Below are 18626 nucleotides of genomic sequence, written 5' to 3'. Positions count from 1 at the left end.
CGCTTGCTGAGCCGTGACACGCCGCGGGCCGGTGGGGGCTGGTCGCGCCCGCGCGGCGGAGCCGCATATCGACACGGCCCCGCGCCCCTTGAGGGCGCGGGTATCGCACCGGACGTCGTCAAGATCTGAAAGAGAGCTCCATGCACCTCCCTCCCGACGACCGCATCCGTAGCCCGTACACCGGATACACCCGCGCCCACTGGGAGGCCGCGGCCGACGCCCTGCTCGCCGCTGCGGAGCCGTACGCCGCCGAGGGGGGCGCCCTCTACTACTTCCCCGGCGACCGCACCAGCTGGTCGGGGCGCCTCTCCGACGGCCTGGAGGGGTACGCCCGCACGATCCTGCTGGCCGCCTTCCGTCAGGACGAGACCGCTCTCCAGCGCTACGCCGAGGGCCTCGCGGCCGGTGTGTCCGGCGTCTGGCCGCGCATCGAGGACCGGAGCCAGCCGCTGGTGGAGGCGGCGTCCATCGCCGTGGCGCTGCGGCTGACGCGCCCGCTGCTGTGGGACCGGCTGGACGAGGGGGTGCGCCAGCGGGCCGCGGCCTGGCTCGGCGACGCGCTGACCGCGGAGGCCTGGCCCTGCAACTGGGAGTTGTTCCCCGTCACCGTCGGCGGTTTCCTCCAGGAGATCGGCCACGAGCCCGAGGCCTCGCGCAAAGCGATCGACCGCGGCCTCGAACGGATCGAGGAGTGGTACGTCGGCGGCGGCTGGTACACCGACGGGGAGGGGCGCAAGTTCGACTACTACAACGGCTGGGCGATGCACCTGTATCCGGTGCTGCACGCCTGGTTCGCCGACGACAGTCGGCTGTCGACTGTATACGGTGAGCGGTTGGAGGCCCACCTCGCCGACTACGCCCGCCTGTTCGGCGGCGACGGCGCCCCCATGCACCAGGGCCGCTCGCTGACTTATCGTTTCGCCACGACGGCTCCCCTGTGGCTCGGCGCTCTGACCGGCCGTACCCCGCTCACGCCGGGGCAGACGCGGCGGCTGGCGTCCGGGGCGCTGAAGTACTTCCTCGACCGGGGCGCGGTGAACTCCGACGGTCTGCTGACCCTCGGCTGGCACGGCCCCGACTCCGCCGTCCTCCAGGGCTATTCGGGCCCCGCCTCCCCGTACTGGGCGAGCAAGGCCTTCCTCGGCCTGCTCCTTCCGCCGGACCACGAGGTGTGGACGGCCGAGGAGGAGCCGTCCCCGGTGGAGCGCGGGGACGAGGTCCGACCGGTTGCCGCCCCGAACTGGCTGATCCAGTCGACCAGTTCGGACGGTCTGGTCCGCCTCCACAACCACGGCAGCGAGGACGTGCGCTACGACCCGTACTACACGCGCCTCGCGTACTCCACGGTGACGGCGCCCTCACCGTCGTACGACAACAGCGTGATCGTCGGCGACGATCCGGGCCGTACCGACATCGAGCCGCTCGGGCTGGGGGACGGATGGGTGGCCTCGCGGCATGCGGCCGGCGGGGGAGCGCGGGTGACCAGCGTGGTGCTGGCGCGCGGGGCCGTGGAGGTGCGGGCCCATCTGGTGTCCGGAGCCGAGCCCGGGACGCCGGTGAGGGTCACCGGGTGGGCGCCTCGGGGCGGTGTGCTGGCGCAGGCGCTGCCCGCGGTCGGTCTCGACAGCGCGCTGACCGGTGTCACCGGCGAGGGCGGGACGCTCTTCGTCGCGCTCGTCCGGCTCACCGGCGAGGCGGATCCCGTGCCGCTGGACGAGGCCGTGACCGTACGGACCGACGGCGCGGGCGAGTTGACGGTCCGCTGGCGTGCGGGAGCCGAGGTGCGGGTCCGGCTGGACGGCTCCGGGGTGTCGGTCGGGGCCGAGGGCTGAGCCGCCTCGGGCAGTATGGGGATCATGGGTGGGACGGATGAACTCGTAGAACTGCTGGGACGGGCCGGGCTGGAGGCCGTGGGGGAGCGGCGGGTCGAGGAGGTGCTGCCGCCTCCGTTCGCGTGGCGCCATGTCGCCCGGTGGGAGGCGGAGCCGGCCGGGGCGGTGGGCTCCGACCGGGCCGATGCGGTCGCCGAGATCAACGCTCAGTGGTTCCGGCTGGCGTCCGAGACGGGGATCCTCGGCGAGGACGGGGTGTTCCTCGTCCACGCCGGGTGCGCGTCCCGGCGGTGGATACGGGTCCGGCTCGCCGCCGACTGGGATCTCGCCGGGGTGCTCGGGGAGCGGCCCGGGCAGCCGGAGTTCCTCACCATGGCGCCGGACGGGGACACCCTGCTGGGCGTCACGACCGAGGAGTGCGCCGTCCGGCTCGTCGCGGTCGACCGGATCAGGGAGCGGCAGGAGGAGGCCGCGCAGCTTGCGGGCCGGGAGACGGCGGAGGACCGGGCGGCCGCCTGGGAGTCGCTGTTCCAGGGGCCGAGGCCCCCGGAGAAGGTGATCGACGCCTGGGCGAGCGGGCTCTCGCTCAACGCGGCCACCCCGAAGGAGCTGCGGTCCGAGCTGGTGGACAGGTCTTCGTATGCGATGTACACCGCACTGTCGACAGAAGCCCTGGACGCCGCCCTGGCCCATCCGGACTGGGAACGGCGGATGCGGGCGGCCGAGCACCAGAACATCACTCCCGAGCAGTGGGACCGGGTGATCCTCGCCGAGCAGGACGAGCGCCAGCGGTGGCTGCTCACCATGATCGCCGCCGAGCGCTGGGCCGAACTCGACGAAGGCACCTGCCGCAGACTCGCCGCCGACCCGTCCCCGCGCGTGCGCTCCGAGACGGCCCGCCTCAAGACCTTGCCGCCCGAGGTGTCGGTCGCGTTGGCCGCCGATCCCGACGGCGGCGTGCGGGCCGTGGCCTGCCTGGCGGCCTGGCCCCATCTCGACGCCGCCGCACAGGAAGCGCTCCTGGCGGATCCGCACGGCACCGTGCGCGTCCGGGCCCGGCTGCTGCACCACCGGCAACACCCCATGCCCCGTGCGGTGTTCGAGGCCCAGGAGATCCAGGAGGTCCAGGACATCCGGCGCCAGGCACTCGAGACGTGCCGCCTGGAGCGGGGCCTCGCTGAACACCTGGCACGGCACGGAGAGTCGGACGAGCGCCGCTCGCTGGCACTCAACCCGCGTCTGGACCCGGACCTCGTGGCCCTCCTCGCCGAGGACCCCGACCCCGGCGTCCGCTACGTCGTGGCGCAGCGGGCCGACCTCACCGAGGAGCAACGCGCGCGCATCGACTTCGAGTTCGACCCGAGCCAGCACTCGTGGGCTCTCGACTGGGTCGTCGCCCTCCACGAGGACGAGGACACCATGCGCCGCCTGGCCGCCTCCTGCCACCCGCTCATCCGCAGAAGCGTCGCCCGCGCCCGCCGGCTGCCGCCGGACGTCGTCGCACGTCTGGCCCGGGACGAGGACCGTGTGGTCCAGCTCTTTCTGGCCGAGTCCTGCGACGACGCGCCCGCCGACATGCTCCTGGAGGTGTGGCAGTGGTGGACCGGCAGCCTCACCAGCCCCGACCGGCCGCGCGGCCACCCCAATTTCCCCCGTCACGGACTCCTGCGGTACGCGGACGATCCCAGCCCCCGCATGCGCCAACTGGCCCTGGACGACCCGCGGTCCACGCCCGAGCTGGTGGAACGGCTCAGCAGGGACCCCGACGAGGAGGTGCGCTACCGCGCCGCCACCGACCCCCGGCTGTCGGCGGCGGGCGCCGCGCGGCTGCTGGAGGATCCGCACGAGCACATCCGGCATGCCGCCGCGCTCCACCCTCGGCTGCCGGTCCGGCTCCTGGTCATGCTGCTGCGGACGGGCACCGGCAACGCGGAGACGGCGGCCCGGAATCCGGCGCTGCCCGCCGAGGTCGTACGCCGGATGGTCGGCGTACTCACCGCCGGGGCAGCCGACTGACCGCGACGAAGGTCGCCATGGCCGCCAGCGTCCACAGGGCATAGATGCCGTACTCGTCCCACAGCGAGTCGGAGGAAGGCACCGAGGCGTGGGCGAACCGGTTCACGCCCCAGCCGGACGCCAGGGCGGCCACGAAGGCGGGCCAGCGGTGGCGTACCCCCTCGGACACGTCGTCCAGCAGGTTCAGCAGCGCCACCATCATCATCGCGAAGAGACCCTCCTCGTCCCAGCCGACAGCCGTACCCAGCGCCCCGAAGGCCAGGCAGAGCAGCCAGACCCGCAGGGTGGCCCACACCCGGGCGGGCGGGCGCGGCACATCCGGTGGAAGCCAGAAGAAACGCTGCACATCCCGCTTGAACTGTTCGTCGGACATCGCACCGACCTCCCCCGTCCGCGTGCATCGCACCTGGGAGACACGCCGGACGGGGAGGTGGTTGTACGCGTTCAGGGAGTCAGGCGGCTGATCTTCAGCGTCTTGGTCGTCGGGGACGCCCCGGTGAGGGCGGACGCGTACGACGGGGTGACGGGAACGGACGCCCAGGCCAGCGTGGAGTCCTTCTGGACCGCGATGTCACCGGTGATCCGCGTGTTCACGATCTTGTCCGCGCCCTGGAACTTGCCGTTCCAGTCGATGAGACGCAGATGGGTGCCCGCGAAGGTGCCGGTGCAGGTGCCGGCCGTGCACTTGGCGTTCTTGACGGACTCCCAGGAGAGCAGGAGCCGGTCCTTGCCGTACGGGGCGAGGCGGACGTTGACGTGGTCCGTGCCCTTGGTGGTGGAGAGGTAGACCGCCTTGCCGGGACCGGAGTCGCGGTTCTTCATGAACGCGACGGCGACCTGGTGGGTGCCGGTCTTCGGCGTGACGCTCCAGCCGCGCCCGCTGGAGTCGTCGGGGTTCTTCTTGGCCGACGCGGCACCGCGGGAGGCGAACGCGGTGGCGTAGCGGCCGGTGGCGGACTTCACCAGGTCGCCCGTACGGCCGGCGAACGTACCGCCGCAGTAACCCGCCCAGCACTGCTCGCGCTGTACGACCGGGGCGACATCGGGGGCGCCGATACCGGTGGACACGAACAGGCCCGAGCGCCAGTCGTCGAAGCAGAGGGAGGTGAAGGCGCCGGACGTCTCGGGGTGCAGGGCGATGCCCTCGTTGTGGCTGCAGCCCCAACTCCAGCCGCCGCTCAGCTTCTTGCCCTTGCTGCTGAGGTACGACAGTTTGTCGCCGAAGTGCCCGTCGGCGAAGCCGCCCGCGCCGTGGACCACGAAGTAGGCACCGTACTTGGTGCCGTTCCAGGTGAGTTGTCCGTCAAGGGTGGGGGACGTGTCGTGGGTGGCGGTGCCGGTGAGCTTGGTCTGGAAGGTCTTCGTGCCGTTCGTGTAGCGGACGATCGCGGCCGCCGTCTCCTTCCACTTGTTGGTGTCGGCGACCCGGGTGAGCAGCGCGAACCCGTTGTTGTGCGCGACCAGCCCGCCGACCTCCTTGGCGCCCTTGACGATCGTGTCCGCACCCGAACGCTTGCCGGTCGCCGTCAGCGGTGTGACGTGGATGCCGTCGGAGGCGGGCCAGGCCACCCGCAGGGTGCCGTTCGGGGCGGCCGCCGTCGCCGTGCGAGTCCACTCGCGGCTGTTGTTGTAACCCGCCGACAGATAGGGGAACTTGGCGGACAGGGACACCGTGGTCGTGGACACGGTGAGCCCGGTGGCCGTGCTCGCCCCGGCGGTCGCGTACCAGGCGCCGACGAGCGCGGCCGTGGCGGCGAGCCCCGCGATCAGTGGCTTGCGGGCGCCCCGGATGCGGCGGTGGCGCGTGGTGCGTGGTGCTGAAGTCATGCCCTGAGGTGGCCGCGGGTGAAGGATTGGTTGCCGCGCGCGTCGATCTCTTCGAAAAGCGCATTGATCTCCGCGAAGGCACTGGACAAGAATCCGCCGTATGACTTCCGCCATCCGTCATACGACGATCGACTGCGCCGACGCCTACGCCCTCGGCGGCTTCTGGTCCCAGGTCCTCGGCCTGCCGCTGCACGAGGACGACCACCCCGGCGACGAGGAGGCGCTGATCGAGGCCGCGGGTCTGCTCTTCGTGACCGTGCCGGAGCCCAAGACGGCCAAGAACCGGATCCACTTCGACATCCAGCCGCAGGACCGTACGCGCGACGAGGAGGTCGAGCGGCTGCTCGGGCTGGGCGCCAAGCTCTTCGACGACCAGCGCAAGCCGGACGGTACGGGATGGGCGGTGCTGGCCGATCCGGAGGGGAACGAGTTCTGTGTGGAGCGCAGTGCGGGGGAGCGCGGAGCGTAGCGGGCCCCTCGGGGACACTTCGGCGGGCACCGAACCGACACGCTTCTAGCGTGCCGGTATGACCGAGAACCCGCGGGAAACCCCCGCCCGGGCCGTCACCGGGATGGTCGACCACGTCCTCGCCCTGGCCGCGACCTGGACCACCTGGGACGGCAGGCTGTACGAGACCGACGGCCGTGTCTACACCCCGCACAAGGTGATCCGCCGGGTCGCCGATCACCTCGTCGACCATCTCGCGGAAATGGAGGCCCGGCTGGCGGGCACGGACCCCCGGCCGGACCACTGGCACGCCTCGGCGATCACGACCGGGGCGGACCTGGCGCCCTTCACCCAGGAGGACCTGGACGAGGCCCGAAGCCGCCTGGACCGACTGGCCCGGATCTGGTCCGCCCGCCTCGACGCGCTCACCGAGGCCGAACTCGACGACTCCCCGGGCGAGGGCTGGAACTTCCGTGAACTCGCCCTCCACCTCAAGGAATCGACGTACTACGCGGACGCGGTGGGCGACCTGTCGTGACCGCGTTCGCCGAACCCCACCACTCCGACGAGATGTTCGGCGAAGGCGTCGGGATGCTGGGCGACGCCGAGGTGTCCGCCGGGAAATTCGGCGAAGGCGGCCCCGGTCTGCCGGGCGGTGAACTCAGCGGTGCGGTACAGGAGTTGGCCGCGCGAGTCGGTGCCGGCGGCGAGGGTGAGGGGGGCGGAGGCCAGGGCGGTGAGATCGGGGTCGTAGGAGGTGAACGGGGCGAGGACGTGTGCGAGGGAAAGTGCCATGGGGTTGCCCAACTCCTCCTCACGGGTGAGGGGTTGACCCACCAGGGGCGTCTCTGTAGCCGGGGTGGGCTGGTCGGTGAGCCCGGCGGTCATCCGCGCGGCGGCAGCTCGCAGCCCGGCCGTGCGGTAGGTGTCGACCACCTCCCGGAACATGGCCCGGTGCCGGTGCCCGTCCGGGAGTACGCCCACACACGGCGGCTCGTGCGCGACGACGTGCCGCAACCGCTCAGGGTGGCGGGCGAGCAGGTCGAGGGCGACGACGGCGCCGGCGCTGGTGCCGAGGGCGTAGGCGGTGTCGCCGTCGGGAAGGACGCTGTCGAGGACCCGCCGGGCGCTGTCGCTCCAGTCCTCGACGCGCTGGTCGTCGACGGGCGAGCCGAGCCGGCCGTGGGCCAGGCCGAGCGGGTCGAGGACGACGACGGTGAACCGGTCGGCGAGTGCCTCGGTCAGCGGACCGAGCCCCATGGGATGGCCCGCTCCGCCGGGGATGATCAGCAGCACGGGACCGGTGCCGTGGACGTCGTAGTAGAGGTCGGTCACTCTTCTTCGCTCTCCTCGCGGGGCCAGTTCTGCAGCAGGACGTGCAGGGCGTCGATGGTGCGTTTCCAGGACTTCTGTACGTCTCGGGGGGCGCCGAAACTGCCGCTCGCCTCCAGCGCGCAGTAGCCGTGGAAGGTGCTGCGCAGCAGGCGTACGGCGTCGGTGAGGTCGGGTTCCTCGAGGCCGTAGGCGCGGAGCATGCCGTAGGTGATCTCGGCGGTGCGGCGGAGGCCGGGGGAGTCGGCGACGAGGGCCTGGTCGATACGGATCTGGGTGGCGGCGTACCGCCCCGGGCACTCCAGCGCGTACTCCCGGTAGGCCCCGGCGAACGCGGCCAGCGCGTCCTTCCCGGCCCGCCCCGCCACGGCGACGGCGATCCGGTCGATCATCTCGCCCCCGGCGAGCAGCGCGACACGGGTCCGCAGCTCCTGAAGATTCCTGACGTGCGAGTACAGACTCGCGTCCTTCACCCCGAAGCGCCGCGCCAGCGCGGAGAGGGTGACGCTCTCGAACCCGACCTCGTCGGCGAGGTCGGCGGCGGCCGCGGTGAGACGGTCGGGGGTGATTCCTGCGCGGGCCATGGGGCTCCGGGGTGCCGAAGGGAAACCTGGGCTATGTCAAAACCTAGGGTGTCTAGGTCTCATGCTAGTACATCAAGGTCCGTCGAATATTGGGCTGCGCGTGATGCCGGCTCGCCCCTAGGCTTCCGCCCCGGGGAGTCGGCGAGGCGTCCTGTCGGCAGTGGCCGGGCAGCGGATCGGGGATGCGCGGGGCTATGACTTGTCAACTGTTCGCGATGTGTTTCGGTGCGAGTGAGCCACGGAGTCTCGCGGGATTCTGGTCCGGTGTCCTGGGGCGGGAGCTGATCGACGACCCGCGCGACGGAATCGCGCTGCTGCCCTCCGAGGGGTACGGGTTCCGGCTCCGCTTCCTTCCGGCCCAGGAGAAGAAGGTCGGCCAGAACCAGATGCACTTCGACCTGACGAGCGCCTTCCCGGAGCAACAGCGGGAGACGGTGGACCGGGCGCTGCGTCTCGGCGCGCGGCACATCGATGTCGGCCAACTCCCGGAGGAGGGGCACGTGGTGCTCGCCGACCCCGAGGGCAACGAGTTCTGTGTGATCCCGGCGGGCAACAAGTTCCTCGCCGACACCGGGTTCATCGGAGCGCTGGCCTGCGACGGTTCGCAGGCCGTCGGGTACTTCTGGAGCGAGGCGCTGGGCTGGCCGCTGGTCTGGGACCAGGACGAGGAGACCGCGATCCAGTCGCCGCACGGCGGTACGAAGATCACCTGGGGCGGCCCGCCGGTCGCCCCGAAGGCGGGCCGCAACCGACTGCACTTCGACCTCGCGCCACCCGTCGGCGGTGACCAGCGGACAGAGGTCGAGCGGCTCCTCGCCCTCGGCGCCGAACTCGCCGACACCGACCCGGGCGAGACGGGCCGGGTCGAGATGCTCGACCCCGACGGCAACGAGTTCTGCGTGCTGACGCGCCGGTAGTACGGCCCGACGCCGGTGCGCCCGGTCGGCGTGGATCCCGACGGCCGGGCGCACCCTGCGGAACGGCCGCGCCTAGCTGATCGGTGCGTACAGCACGCCCAGCTTGTCGATCTCGGTGCCCGACCGTCCGGTGAACCCGGCGATCTGCCAGCCGGAGGGTGCCGTGAAGGTCTTCGTGTCGGACGTCGCCGTACCGGAGGAGAGGGTGCGGCCCTTGTCGGTGGTGAAGGCGGCCGAGAAGATCCGGGTACGGCCGTCCTTCTGACCTTGTGTCAGCTTCACGGACCTGAGATGCTCACCGGACGCCAGGGTCAGTGACGACGCGGTGCCGCCCGTGCCGCCGTGGCTCAGCGTCGTACCGCCGTCGTGGGTCAGGGACACCGCGTCGAGGCGGGTGCCGCCGCGGAGGGTCAGCGTGCGGGGGGACACCGTGGAGGGCAGGTCGTCGGCGTCGTTGTACGCCGTGCCGTGCGGGCCGCCGAAGAAGTCGCTCGCCCGCAGGGAGGAGTCGAGGGTGTACGAGAAGTCGACCGTGTGCGGGAAGTGGTCGGAGAGGTTGGCGCCCGCCGGGTCGAGGAACGAGGCCCACGCGTTCTGGTAGCGGGTGGCGTTCAGGGACAGCAGGTCACTGCCGCGGTAGAGCACCTTGTCCACCACCTCGCAGCCGTTCGGCGGCGCCGTCGTGGGGCAGACCAGCGCGTCCGCTCCCTGGGTGGGCCGGACGCCGCCCTTCGCCAGCTGCACCCACGCGTCCGTGAGGCCGTTCTCGTCGGCGAGGGTGCGGATGTTGTCACCGCTGCGGGTGTAACGCGTGTTCGTGTCGCCCATGACGATCACCGCGTTGCCCGAGGAGTTCGCCCGGATGAAGTCCGACAGCTGCGTGATGTTGGCACGCCGGGCGGCGAGCGCGTCGGCGGTGTCGTCCGCGTTGGTGTGGACGTTGTAGAGGTCGACGAAGACCCCCTCGGCGAGCCGGACCCGGGCGAGCGAGAAGCCCTTCGGCGTCAGGCAGTTGGTGCCGGTGCAGTTGTTCCACTTCACCCGCTCGAAGTCCTCGAATGCATGGTCCGAGAGGGTGTTGAGACCGTCACCGAACGGCACGCCGCCGCTGGTCGCGGTGCGGTACGGGTGGTTGTCGCCTGCGTACAGGGCCGCGTGGTAATTGAAGTCCTCCTGGACGTTGACGATGTCGTACGCCCCCAACCGAGTTGAGATCAGCGGGGTGTTGGTCTCCGGGTTGCCGGAACTCAGGCCCTCCGGGAGGCCGGCGACGTTGTACGTCAGCACGTTGAACGAGCCGCTGGTCGCCGCGGCCGCGGGCGTGGCGCCGGTGCCCGCGAGGCCGGTGACGGCCAGCGCGGCGGCCGCGAGGGTGCCGAGGAGTCTTCTCATGGGGGGCTCCGGTCGAAAGGTGGGGCAGAAGGTGAACGGTGCTCAGGTTCGACGGCAACCAGTGTGGCGGGCAAGGGCAGTTGGGGAAACAGTGAGAGTCATGAGAGTTGACTCTCATACTTTGTGAGAGGACACTCTCACGTCATGGATTCCGGCAATCGCTTCGGCGACTTGGAGATCACCGACCCGAAGGCCATGCGCGCGCTGGCCCACCCCGTACGGCTCGCGGCCCTGGAGCGGTTGCAGCGGTACGGGCCCGCCACGGCCACCCAGCTGTCCCCGCACGTGGGGGCCACCCCGTCCGTCACCAGCTGGCATCTGCGCCATCTCGCGGGCTTCGGACTGGTCCGGGACGCTGAGTCTGGAGCGGACCGGCGCGAGCGGCGCTGGGAGGCCGTGGCGCGCGGGTACCGGTTCGAGGTGCCGCCGGACGAGGAGGGCCGGGCGGCCGCCCAGGTGCTCGCCGGCGAGATGTTCGCGAGCCGCGCGGAGCTGCCGATGCGCTGGCTGACCGAGACCGCGCCGCGCCTGGAGCCGGAGTGGATGGGCGCCGCGATGTCCAACAACACCGGCATCGTCGTCACCGCCGGGGAACTGGCCGCGCTCAAGGACGCGATGGAGGAGCTCCTCGCCCCCTACGTCACCCGCGAGCCCGCACAGCAGCCGCCGGACGGCCGGGCCGTGCGGATGCTTCTGTACGCCCTGCCGGAGGCGGCGGACGAGGAGTCCGGGGCGCCGGAGTGAGGCGCCCGCGGATATCGGTCTCCGAGACCTCCCTGTGGCGCGACCGTCGCTTCCGGCTCACGTGGACCAGCGGGGCCGTCTCCCAGTTCGGCGACCGGGTCTCCGAGGTGGCGGTCCCGCTGATCGCCGTCAGCCTTCTGGACGCCTCGGCCGCGCAGGTCGCCTTGCTGACCGCACTCGCCTGGGCGCCCAACCTGCTCGGGATCGTGCTGGGCGCCTGGGTCGACGGCCGCAGGCGCAAACGGCGGCTGCTGATCGTCACCGACCTCGTGCGGGCGGGCGTGCTGCTGTCGCTGCCCGCCGCCTACCTGTGGGGCACGGTCACGCTCGGCCAGTTGTACGCGGTGGCGTTGTTGACCGGCCTCGCGGGCGTGGTGGCCGGCTGTGCGTGGCAGCCGCTGTTCGCGCGGCTGGTGCCGCCTTCCTCGTACGTCGACGCCAACAGCAAGTTCAGCGCCGCCCGTTCCGCCTCGTTCGTCGCCGGCCGCGCGGTCGGCGGCGGTCTCGTGCAGGCGATCGGCGCACCGGTCACCGTCGTCGTGGACGCCCTGTCCTTCCTCGCCTCCGCCCTGCTGCTCGGCCGGATCAGGGTCGACGAACCGGCGCCCGCGACCCGCACCGGCGCCGCCGTGCCCGCGCTGCTGCGCGACGCCCGCGAGGGTCTGGCGTTCGTCGTCCGGCACCCGGTGCTGCGGGCGAGCCTCGGCTGCTGCACGACCGTCAACTTCTTCACGTTCCTGGCGGGCACCGGCCTCGTGGTGCTGTTCGCGGACCGGGTCCTCCACCTCTCGCCGGGAGCCATCGGACTGACCCTCGGCGTCGGGGCGACCGGCTCTCTCGTCGGCGCCCTGACCGCGCCCCGGCTGTCCCGCCGTATCGGAGTCGGGCGCGCGGTCGCCGTGGGGGCCGTACTGTTCCCGGCGCCCTACGCCCTCGCCGCGGTCGCCGGCGGACCGGCGTGGGCCGCCGCGGGGTGCCTGGGCGGCGCCTACTTCCTGGTGGGCCTCGGGGTGATGTGGTTCGACGTCAACCTCAACTCCCTGCAGACCGCGGTGACTCCGGACGCTCTGCGCAGTCGCGTGACCGGGGCGTTCGGCACCGTCAACTACGGAGTACGTCCCCTCGGCGCACTGACCGGAGGGGCGCTCGCCACGACCTTCGGGCTGCGCGCGACCCTCGTCACGGTCGCCGTCGGCGGGGTGCTGTCGGTGCTGTGGCTGCTGCCGTCGCCGATACCAGGGATCCGCTCCCTGGCGGACCTCCCGGCCGAACAGCCCGTTCGGAGCGGCGGGTTGAGCCCCCTGGACGAGCCCGTGTAGGCCGGCCTCGCCGTGTCCCCGCCGCCACCGGGAAGTCACCCGCCCGCGGCCGCCACCCGGCAGGGTGCCGTCAACGCGTCCAACGCGCGCCACACGGCACCCTCCTTCTCGTTGTCGAACCCCAGGAGCGTGCCGTCGGGCACGGACACGACGTACGACACGGGCTGGAACGACAGGGCGCCCCACGACTCGTACCGATGCTCCATGGCGAGGACGCGGCCGCAGCCCTCGCACCGCATCCACGGCACCAGCGCCATGCCGTCCTTGTCGACCGGCTCCAAGCCCTCGAGCACCCGCAACTGCCCCCGAGAACCGGGCAGGTCGACGATGTCCGTGGCGAGCTGGTCCCACACCGCCCACTGCGAGGCCATCGCCGCGAGCTCGGCCCGTGCCGAGTCGTCCACGGACAGCTCGAGCTCGAACAGCCGGTCCACCAGCTGGAAGAGGCCCCCCTCCTGCTCGCCGATGTCCCAGCACCCCTGGATCAGATCCACGTCCTCGGCGCCCGGCAGCAGCCCGGCGAGCCGGGACCAGACGACCCCCTCGGCGGCGTACGCCCGCACCCGTTCCTCTCGCTCGTCCATCGCGCCCGAGCCTAGCTTCCGGCCAGGACCACCTGCGGCCCCGTCATCCGTTGACCCCGGTGTAGTGCTTGAGGCTGACGTGCCACAGCCGGCGCGACCCGAGGTAGGCCAGCGCCCCCAGCAGCGGCGAGGCCGCGGCCAGCCAGTACGGGACGCCGGTGTCGTGGCCGGTGAGCACGGCGGTCGGGAAGTAGGCGACGAACGCGAGCGGGAGGCCGTACGTCAGGAGTCCGCCCACCGCCCTCGGCAGCACGTTGAGCGGGTAGCTGCCGAAGGTGCCGAGGAGCTCCTCCAGCCAGCGCCCCCAGTAGTCGGCGGCCGGGAAACGCAGCGACGCGCAGGCCACCACCGTGAACAGGGCCGCCTCCAGGAGCAGTCCGCCGAGCACGGCCACGACCAGGTACGAGATCCGGCCCGCCGTCCAGTCCAGGTCGCTGCGGCTGAGCGCGCCCGCCATCAGGCCCGCGGCCACCGTCAGGTCGCCGATCGCGTTGGTCGGGAAGTAGGAGAGCTGGAGCTGGCGGTAGACCGGCATCGGGCGGACCAGATAGGTGTCGATGACTCCCTCCTGGATGTGCCGGCCCAGACCGTGCACCCGGCCGAGGAACAGCACGAACAGGCCGTGCGCCAGCATCCGGGTCGCCGGGATCAGCAGCACGTCCGAGCTGTCCCAGCCGCCCATCCCGGTGAACCGGGTCAGCAGCACCGTCGCGAACACGATCACCGACACCTGCCAGACCGCGCCGATCGCGATCATCATCAGGAACTCGGAGCGGTACTCCAGCTGGGCACGGAAGTTGAGACGCGTGATGCGCCACGCGATCCGGACGGCGTTCACAGGCATCAGCCTCCCTGGGAGACGACACGGCGGGCGGCCCGCCGCCACAGCAGACGGGTGAACAGGGCCAGCGCGAGGACCCAGGCGGCCTGGATCGCCAACTGGAGCGCGGCGTCGGACAGTTCGATCCGGCCGATGTAGATCGACAGGGGCACGCTCAGCGTCGCCTGGAACGGCAGGAACGTGCTCAACGTGATGAACCAGTCGGGGAAGAACCACAGCGGCGCGTACACACCCGCCAGGAGGTTCTGCGCGAAGATCAGGATGAGCATCGCGGCGCCGTTGCGCAGGGTCCAGAAGCACAGCTGGTCGATGACGAGCATGACGTAGTACAGGACCCACTGGCCCAGCAGCAGGCTGAGCGCGAACACCCCCGCCACGGCCACGGATCCGGGCGGCTCGACGACCCCGAGCGCCAGACAGACCGCGTATCCGCCCAGCGCCCAGGCAAGGCCGTAGAGCTGCTCGCCGAACGCGCGCAGGGCGTAGTACCGCTGGGGCTTCAGCGGGCGCAGGTACCAGTAGATGATCGTGCCGAAGTGCATGTGCTGCAGGACGGTGTCGCGGCCCGCGTACTGGTCCAGCTCCCGCAGCCGGGAGGCCAGTACGGCCAGGACCGCGTAGGTCACCGCCTGGTCGCGGTCGAGTCCGGCCGTGGTGCCGGTGTTCTGGTACAGGCCGTGCCACAGGGACGCCACCAGCACGATCTGCACGGTCAGACGGAGCAGGGCGGCCGTCATACGGGGCGGGGTGTGCAGTTCGCCGAGGGGAGTGACGCGGGCGGCCCGCCAGGCGTGGATCGCCGCCATGTCAGACCCCTTCCGCATGGACGTAGGCGGCCCGCATCACGTCCTCGAGGTCCGCCTCGTCGAGCGCGATGTCCGTCACCTCGTACCGCTCGATGACGGCCTTCAGTGCCTGGTGCACGGTCGGCGCGTCGACGCCGTCCGGGCCGAACACCAGGCGCGGGCCCGTCTGCTGGAGCAGCGTGATGCCCGGCAGCGGGACGATCTCGGCGTGCGGGTCGGCGAGGGTGGCCCGCACCTGCCAGGTCGAGCCGAACTTGCGGCGGATCTCGTCGAGGGAGCCGTCGAGGACCAGCCGGCCGTGGTTGACGAGGACGACCCGCTCGGCGAGCCGCTCGACCTCCGTCATGTCGTGGGTGGTGAGCAGGACCGTGCGGCCGCGCTCCTCGACCTGGTGCCTGAGGAACTCCCGGACCTGCTCCTTGACGACCACGTCCATGCCGATGGTGGGCTCGTCGAGGAAGACGACCGGCGGATCGTGGAGCAGGGCGGCGGCGAGGTCGCTGCGGACGCGCTGGCCGAGCGAGAGGTGGCGCACCCGGGTGTCCCAGAACGACGACAGGTCCAGGAGGTCGTCGAACTCCTTGAGGCGGGCGGCGTGTTCGGCCTTCGGCACCTCGTAGATGTCCCGCAGGATCGCGAACGACTCCCGCACGGGAAGGTCCCACCACAGCTGGGTGCGCTGCCCGAACACCGCGCCGATGTTGCGGGCGTTGCGCTCGCGTTCCTCGTAGGGCACCACACCCGCGACCCGGGCATGGCCGGCGGTGGGGGTGAGGATGCCGGTGAGCATCTTGATGGTGGTGGACTTGCCGGCACCGTTCGGACCCAGCAGGGCGAGGAGTTCGCCCGGGGACACGTCGAAGGTGATGTCGGTGACGGCGTGTTTGGCGACCCGCTCCGGGTTGACCAGGGAACGGACCGCGCCGGTGAAGCCCGGTCGGCGGACGGTGGTGTGGAAGGTGCGGGACAGTCCGCGGACCTCGATGCTGCCGACCAAGTGGCATCAACTCCTCTGTGCGCAAACAGAAGCGCGGCCGGTCGGCAAGGATGCCGACCGGCCGCTGGCGACGTTCCGACAGTGTCGGAATGTCGATCAATCAGTCAATCGATTAACGGATCTCTTACTTGGCGGTCGAGAACACGAACGAGAACTGCGCCGGCTCCGCCTTCAGGTGGTACCGCGGCAGCGGGCCCGGTCCGCAGGACTGCGAGCCGAGGCCGTGCAGGCCGTGGTCGAGGTTGACCCAGACCGTCTTGCCGGGGGTGAGGTCGGTGAGGTGGGTGGCCGCGTCCAGCTGCTCGGTCGTCCAGCGGCGGGCGGTGAACCAGAACTCCGGGTCGCCCTCGATCCGCAGCCCGCCGATCTCCGCCCAGCGGACGTCGGCACGGGCGCCGTTCTCCTGCGGGCGCACGTACGGCGTCTGAAGACCGTCCACCGTCGACTGCCAACGGCCGACGGTCGACGCCAGACGGCTGTCCGGATACGCCTCTCCGGGACCGCCGCCGAACCACCGCACCGCGTCCGCCTCGGCGAGCCCGAGCCGGATGCCCAGGCGGGGCAGCGGCACCGTCCAGTCGCCCTCGGGCGCCACGGACACCGTCAGCTTCAGCCGGTCGCCGTCGGAGGTCCAGCGGTACACCGTGGCCAGACCCACCTCGCGGGCGGCCGGGGACACCCGGGTCCGCACGGTCAGCGCGTCGTCGGACAGCTCCACCGCGTCCAGCCGGTGCTGCATCCGGTGCAGGCCGAGCCCCCGCCACAGCACCCCGTACCGGGTGTCCGTCTCCCACTCGGCGCCGTCGTCGTTGTCCGTCGTCGCCCGCCACACGTCCAGGCGCAGTCCCTCGACCGGCACCCCGCCGACCGACCGCAGCGCACCGGTACGGGCGTCGAAGACGGCCGGGCCGAGCGTGATCCGCCGCTCGTCGCGCACGGGCGCTTCGGTGGGCGCGACGGACGGCGACGGGCGGGCGGCGACCGGGAACTGGCCCCACGCCACCACATGGCCCGCCGGCCCCCAGGACGTGTCCTGCGCCAGCAGCGCCCGCACGGTCCACCGCGTCTCCGCGCCCCGGTGGTCCGCGGGCGGCTCCGGCAGCTTCACGTCGGCCGTCTCACCGGGCTTCAGCGCGGGCACCGACAGCGAGCCGGACTCCACCGTCTCGCCCTCGACCTGGTACGACCACTCGAAGGCCAGCGCCGACAGGTCGGCGAAGTCGTACTTGTTGGTCACCCGCACGGTGCCGTCGGCGCCGTCGCCCTCGATCCGGACCGGCTCGATGACCTTCTTGTACTCGACCAGGCCGGGGGAGGGCGTGCGGTCGGGGAAGATCAGGCCGTCGCAGACGAAGTTGCCGTCGTGCAGCTCCTCGCCGAAGTCGCCGCCGTAGGCGTAGCCCAGCGCGGGGTGCTCGATGCCGTGGTCGATCCACTCCCAGATGAAGCCGCCCTGGAGCCGGTCGTGCTTCTCGAACAGCTCCTGGTAGTCGGCGAGTCCGCCGGGGCCGTTACCCATGGCGTGTGCGTACTCGCACTGGATGAAGGGGAGTTCACGGCGCCTGTGGGTGCCGCCGTCGAGCTCCTTGCCGATTCTCTCGACCTCGGCGTGGTTGGCGTACATCCGCGAATAGACGTCCGTGTCGCGGCAGTTCCAGTCGCCCTCGTAGTGCACGAGGCGTGAGGAGTCCCGGCCGTGGATCCACTCGGCCATCGCGGTGAGGCCGCGTCCGGTGCCGGCCTCGTTGCCCAGCGACCAGAAGACGATCGAGGGGTGGTTCTTGTCGCGCTCGACCATGCGGGCCGCGCGGTCGAGAAGGGCCGGGGTCCAGCGGTCGTCGTCGACCGGGTTGTCCCGCCAGTCCTGCTCGGTGAAGCCGTGGGTCTCCAGGTCGCACTCGTCGATGACCCACAGGCCGTACTCGTCGCACAGGTCCAGGAAGGCCGGGTGCGGCGGGTAGTGGGAGGTGCGCACCGCGTTGAGGTTGTGCCGCTTCATCAGCAGCACGTCCTCGCGCATGGTCTCCAGGTCGAGCGCGCGCCCCTTCGCGGGGTGCCACTCGTGCCGGTTGACGCCCTTGAAGAGGATCGCCACGCCGTTGACCTTGAGCAGACCGTCCTCCAGGACGATCGTGCGGAAGCCGATGCGCAGCGGGACCCGCTCGCCCTCGGTGACCAGCTCGCCGTCGTACAGCCGGGGTGTCTCGGCGTTCCACGGCTCCACGGCGACCGTCACCGACTCGCCGGTCGCGACATCGATGTCCAGGGCGGGCACGGTCACCCGCCCGTCGACGTCGGAGTCGACGCGCAGGGTGCCCTCGCCTGTGACGTGGTCGTAGTCGGCGTGCACGAAGAAGTCCAGGACGCCGCCCGCCGGGCGGTGCAGCAGCGTGACGTCACGGAAGATGCCGGGCAGCCACCACTGGTCCTGGTCCTCCAAGTAGGAGCCGGCCGACCACTGGTGGACCCGGACCGCGAGGACGTTGCCCTTCGGCTTCAGCAGATGCCCCACCGCGAACTCATGGGGCAGCCGCGACCCCTTGAACTCACCGATGTCCGTGCCGTTCAGCCAGACCCGCGCGCAGGACTCGACGCCGTCGAAGCGGACCACCGCGCCGCCGTCCGCGGGCCAGCCCTCGGGAAGGTCGAAGACGCGCAGATGGTCGCCGGTCGGGTTCTCGGTCGGGACGTGCGGCGGGTCCACCGGGAACGGGTACAGATGGTTCGTGTAGATGGGCGAACCGTGCCCCTGGAGGACCCAGTGCCCGGGGACCTGGACCTCGGCCCAGTCCCCGGCGTCGTAGCCCTCCTCGGCGAACGAGTCGTCCTCGGCGTCGACGGTCGCCGAGACACGCAGGCGCCAACTGCCGTTGAGCGACAGCGCCTTCGCGTCGGAGGCGGCGTACCAGGCGCGGGGCGGCAGGGCCCCGCTACCGGGTGAGACGTCCTCGACGTAGTCGACGGCGGTGGTGCGGAAAGACATCGGT

17 protein-coding genes are annotated in these 18626 nt (G+C 71.5%); 7 read left to right on the top strand and 10 right to left on the bottom strand.

Annotated features, from left to right (window positions below):
* The first annotated feature begins 140 nt into the window (after positions 1 to 140).
* Entirely contained in the window at positions 141 to 1832 is a 1692-nt protein-coding gene (locus tag ACIOHP_RS28145) for a DUF2264 domain-containing protein (protein ID WP_401891822.1), read from the top strand.
* Positions 1833 to 1856: 24 nt separating this feature from the next.
* Entirely contained in the window at positions 1857 to 3848 is a 1992-nt protein-coding gene (locus ACIOHP_RS28140; RefSeq protein WP_401891820.1) for a PE-PGRS family protein, read from the top strand.
* Here ACIOHP_RS28140 and ACIOHP_RS28135 read toward each other — a convergent pair.
* Both ACIOHP_RS28135 and ACIOHP_RS28130 read right to left on the bottom strand, forming a co-directional pair.
* A complete protein-coding gene (locus tag ACIOHP_RS28135; protein WP_401891818.1) occupies positions 3826 to 4221 on the bottom strand; it encodes a hypothetical protein in 396 nt (131 codons plus the stop codon). The genes ACIOHP_RS28140 and ACIOHP_RS28135 overlap by 23 nt on opposite strands.
* Positions 4222 to 4292: 71 nt before the next feature.
* Positions 4293 to 5675 carry a hypothetical protein gene (locus ACIOHP_RS28130; protein WP_401891816.1) on the bottom strand — a complete coding sequence of 461 codons (1383 nt, stop codon included), beginning with the start codon at positions 5673 to 5675 and terminating at the stop codon, positions 4293 to 4295.
* A gap of 100 nt (positions 5676 to 5775) precedes the next feature.
* On the opposite strand from ACIOHP_RS28130, the gene ACIOHP_RS28125 reads away from it, so the two are divergent.
* Positions 5776 to 6144 (top strand): VOC family protein, encoded by a 369-nt coding sequence (locus tag ACIOHP_RS28125; protein ID WP_401891814.1) that lies wholly within the window; start codon positions 5776 to 5778, stop codon positions 6142 to 6144.
* Positions 6145 to 6202: 58 nt separating this feature from the next.
* Positions 6203 to 6661 (top strand): hypothetical protein, encoded by a 459-nt coding sequence (locus ACIOHP_RS28120; protein WP_401891812.1) that lies wholly within the window; start codon positions 6203 to 6205, stop codon positions 6659 to 6661.
* On the opposite strand, the gene ACIOHP_RS28115 is transcribed toward ACIOHP_RS28120, so the two are convergent.
* Together ACIOHP_RS28115 and ACIOHP_RS28110 are read right to left on the bottom strand one after the other, a co-directional pair.
* A complete protein-coding gene (locus tag ACIOHP_RS28115) occupies positions 6631 to 7458 on the bottom strand; it encodes an alpha/beta hydrolase (RefSeq protein WP_361541761.1) in 828 nt (275 codons plus the stop codon). The two genes, ACIOHP_RS28120 and ACIOHP_RS28115, sit on opposite strands and share 31 nt — an antisense overlap.
* Entirely contained in the window at positions 7455 to 8039 is a 585-nt protein-coding gene (locus tag ACIOHP_RS28110; protein WP_401891810.1) for a TetR-like C-terminal domain-containing protein, read from the bottom strand. Before ACIOHP_RS28110 ends, ACIOHP_RS28115 begins: the two co-directional genes overlap by 4 nt.
* Positions 8040 to 8233: 194 nt before the next feature.
* Here ACIOHP_RS28110 and ACIOHP_RS28105 point away from each other — a divergent pair, with 194 nt between their 5' ends.
* Positions 8234 to 8956, top strand: coding sequence for a VOC family protein (locus ACIOHP_RS28105; protein WP_401891808.1), 723 nt, complete (start codon positions 8234 to 8236; stop codon positions 8954 to 8956).
* Positions 8957 to 9028: 72 nt separating this feature from the next.
* On the opposite strand, the gene ACIOHP_RS28100 is transcribed toward ACIOHP_RS28105, so the two are convergent.
* Positions 9029 to 10348: a jacalin-like lectin gene (locus tag ACIOHP_RS28100; protein WP_401891807.1), complete on the bottom strand. Its 1320-nt coding sequence runs from the start codon at positions 10346 to 10348 to the stop codon at positions 9029 to 9031.
* 144 nt (positions 10349 to 10492) lie between these two features.
* On the opposite strand from ACIOHP_RS28100, the gene ACIOHP_RS28095 reads away from it, so the two are divergent.
* Complete coding sequence (locus ACIOHP_RS28095; protein ID WP_401891805.1) at positions 10493 to 11092, top strand: ArsR/SmtB family transcription factor; 600 nt, start codon at positions 10493 to 10495, stop codon at positions 11090 to 11092.
* Positions 11089 to 12411, top strand: a complete 1323-nt coding sequence (locus ACIOHP_RS28090) for an MFS transporter (RefSeq protein WP_401891804.1) — start codon at positions 11089 to 11091, stop codon at positions 12409 to 12411. The genes ACIOHP_RS28095 and ACIOHP_RS28090 overlap by 4 nt, the downstream gene beginning before the upstream one ends.
* A gap of 35 nt (positions 12412 to 12446) precedes the next feature.
* Here ACIOHP_RS28090 and ACIOHP_RS28085 read toward each other — a convergent pair whose 3' ends face one another.
* The 5 genes from ACIOHP_RS28085 to ACIOHP_RS28065 all read right to left on the bottom strand — a co-directional run bounded on the left by ACIOHP_RS28085 (position 12447) and on the right by ACIOHP_RS28065 (position 18622).
* Positions 12447 to 12995, bottom strand: coding sequence for a hypothetical protein (locus ACIOHP_RS28085; RefSeq protein ID WP_401891802.1), 549 nt, complete (start codon positions 12993 to 12995; stop codon positions 12447 to 12449).
* A gap of 43 nt (positions 12996 to 13038) precedes the next feature.
* On the bottom strand, positions 13039 to 13839 hold the full coding sequence (locus ACIOHP_RS28080; protein ID WP_361541740.1) for an ABC-2 family transporter protein: 801 nt from the start codon (positions 13837 to 13839) through the stop codon (positions 13039 to 13041).
* Positions 13839 to 14642 (bottom strand): ABC-2 family transporter protein, encoded by an 804-nt coding sequence (locus ACIOHP_RS28075; RefSeq protein WP_401891801.1) that lies wholly within the window; start codon positions 14640 to 14642, stop codon positions 13839 to 13841. The genes ACIOHP_RS28080 and ACIOHP_RS28075 overlap by 1 nt, the downstream gene beginning before the upstream one ends.
* 1 nt (position 14643) lies before the next feature.
* A complete protein-coding gene (locus ACIOHP_RS28070) occupies positions 14644 to 15639 on the bottom strand; it encodes an ATP-binding cassette domain-containing protein (RefSeq protein WP_266886517.1) in 996 nt (331 codons plus the stop codon).
* Positions 15640 to 15763: 124 nt separating this feature from the next.
* The gene (locus ACIOHP_RS28065) at positions 15764 to 18622 is read right to left on the bottom strand and encodes a glycoside hydrolase family 2 TIM barrel-domain containing protein (protein WP_401891799.1); all 2859 of its coding nucleotides are present in this window, start codon (positions 18620 to 18622) and stop codon (positions 15764 to 15766) included.
* Positions 18623 to 18626 lie beyond the last annotated feature (4 nt).

Source organism: Streptomyces sp. NPDC087859, from assembly GCF_044742595.1.
GTDB classification, from domain to species: domain Bacteria; phylum Actinomycetota; class Actinomycetes; order Streptomycetales; family Streptomycetaceae; genus Streptomyces; species Streptomyces canus_F.
Note: the sequence above shows the minus strand (reverse complement) of the source record. Positions and strands in the feature narration are given on the sequence as shown.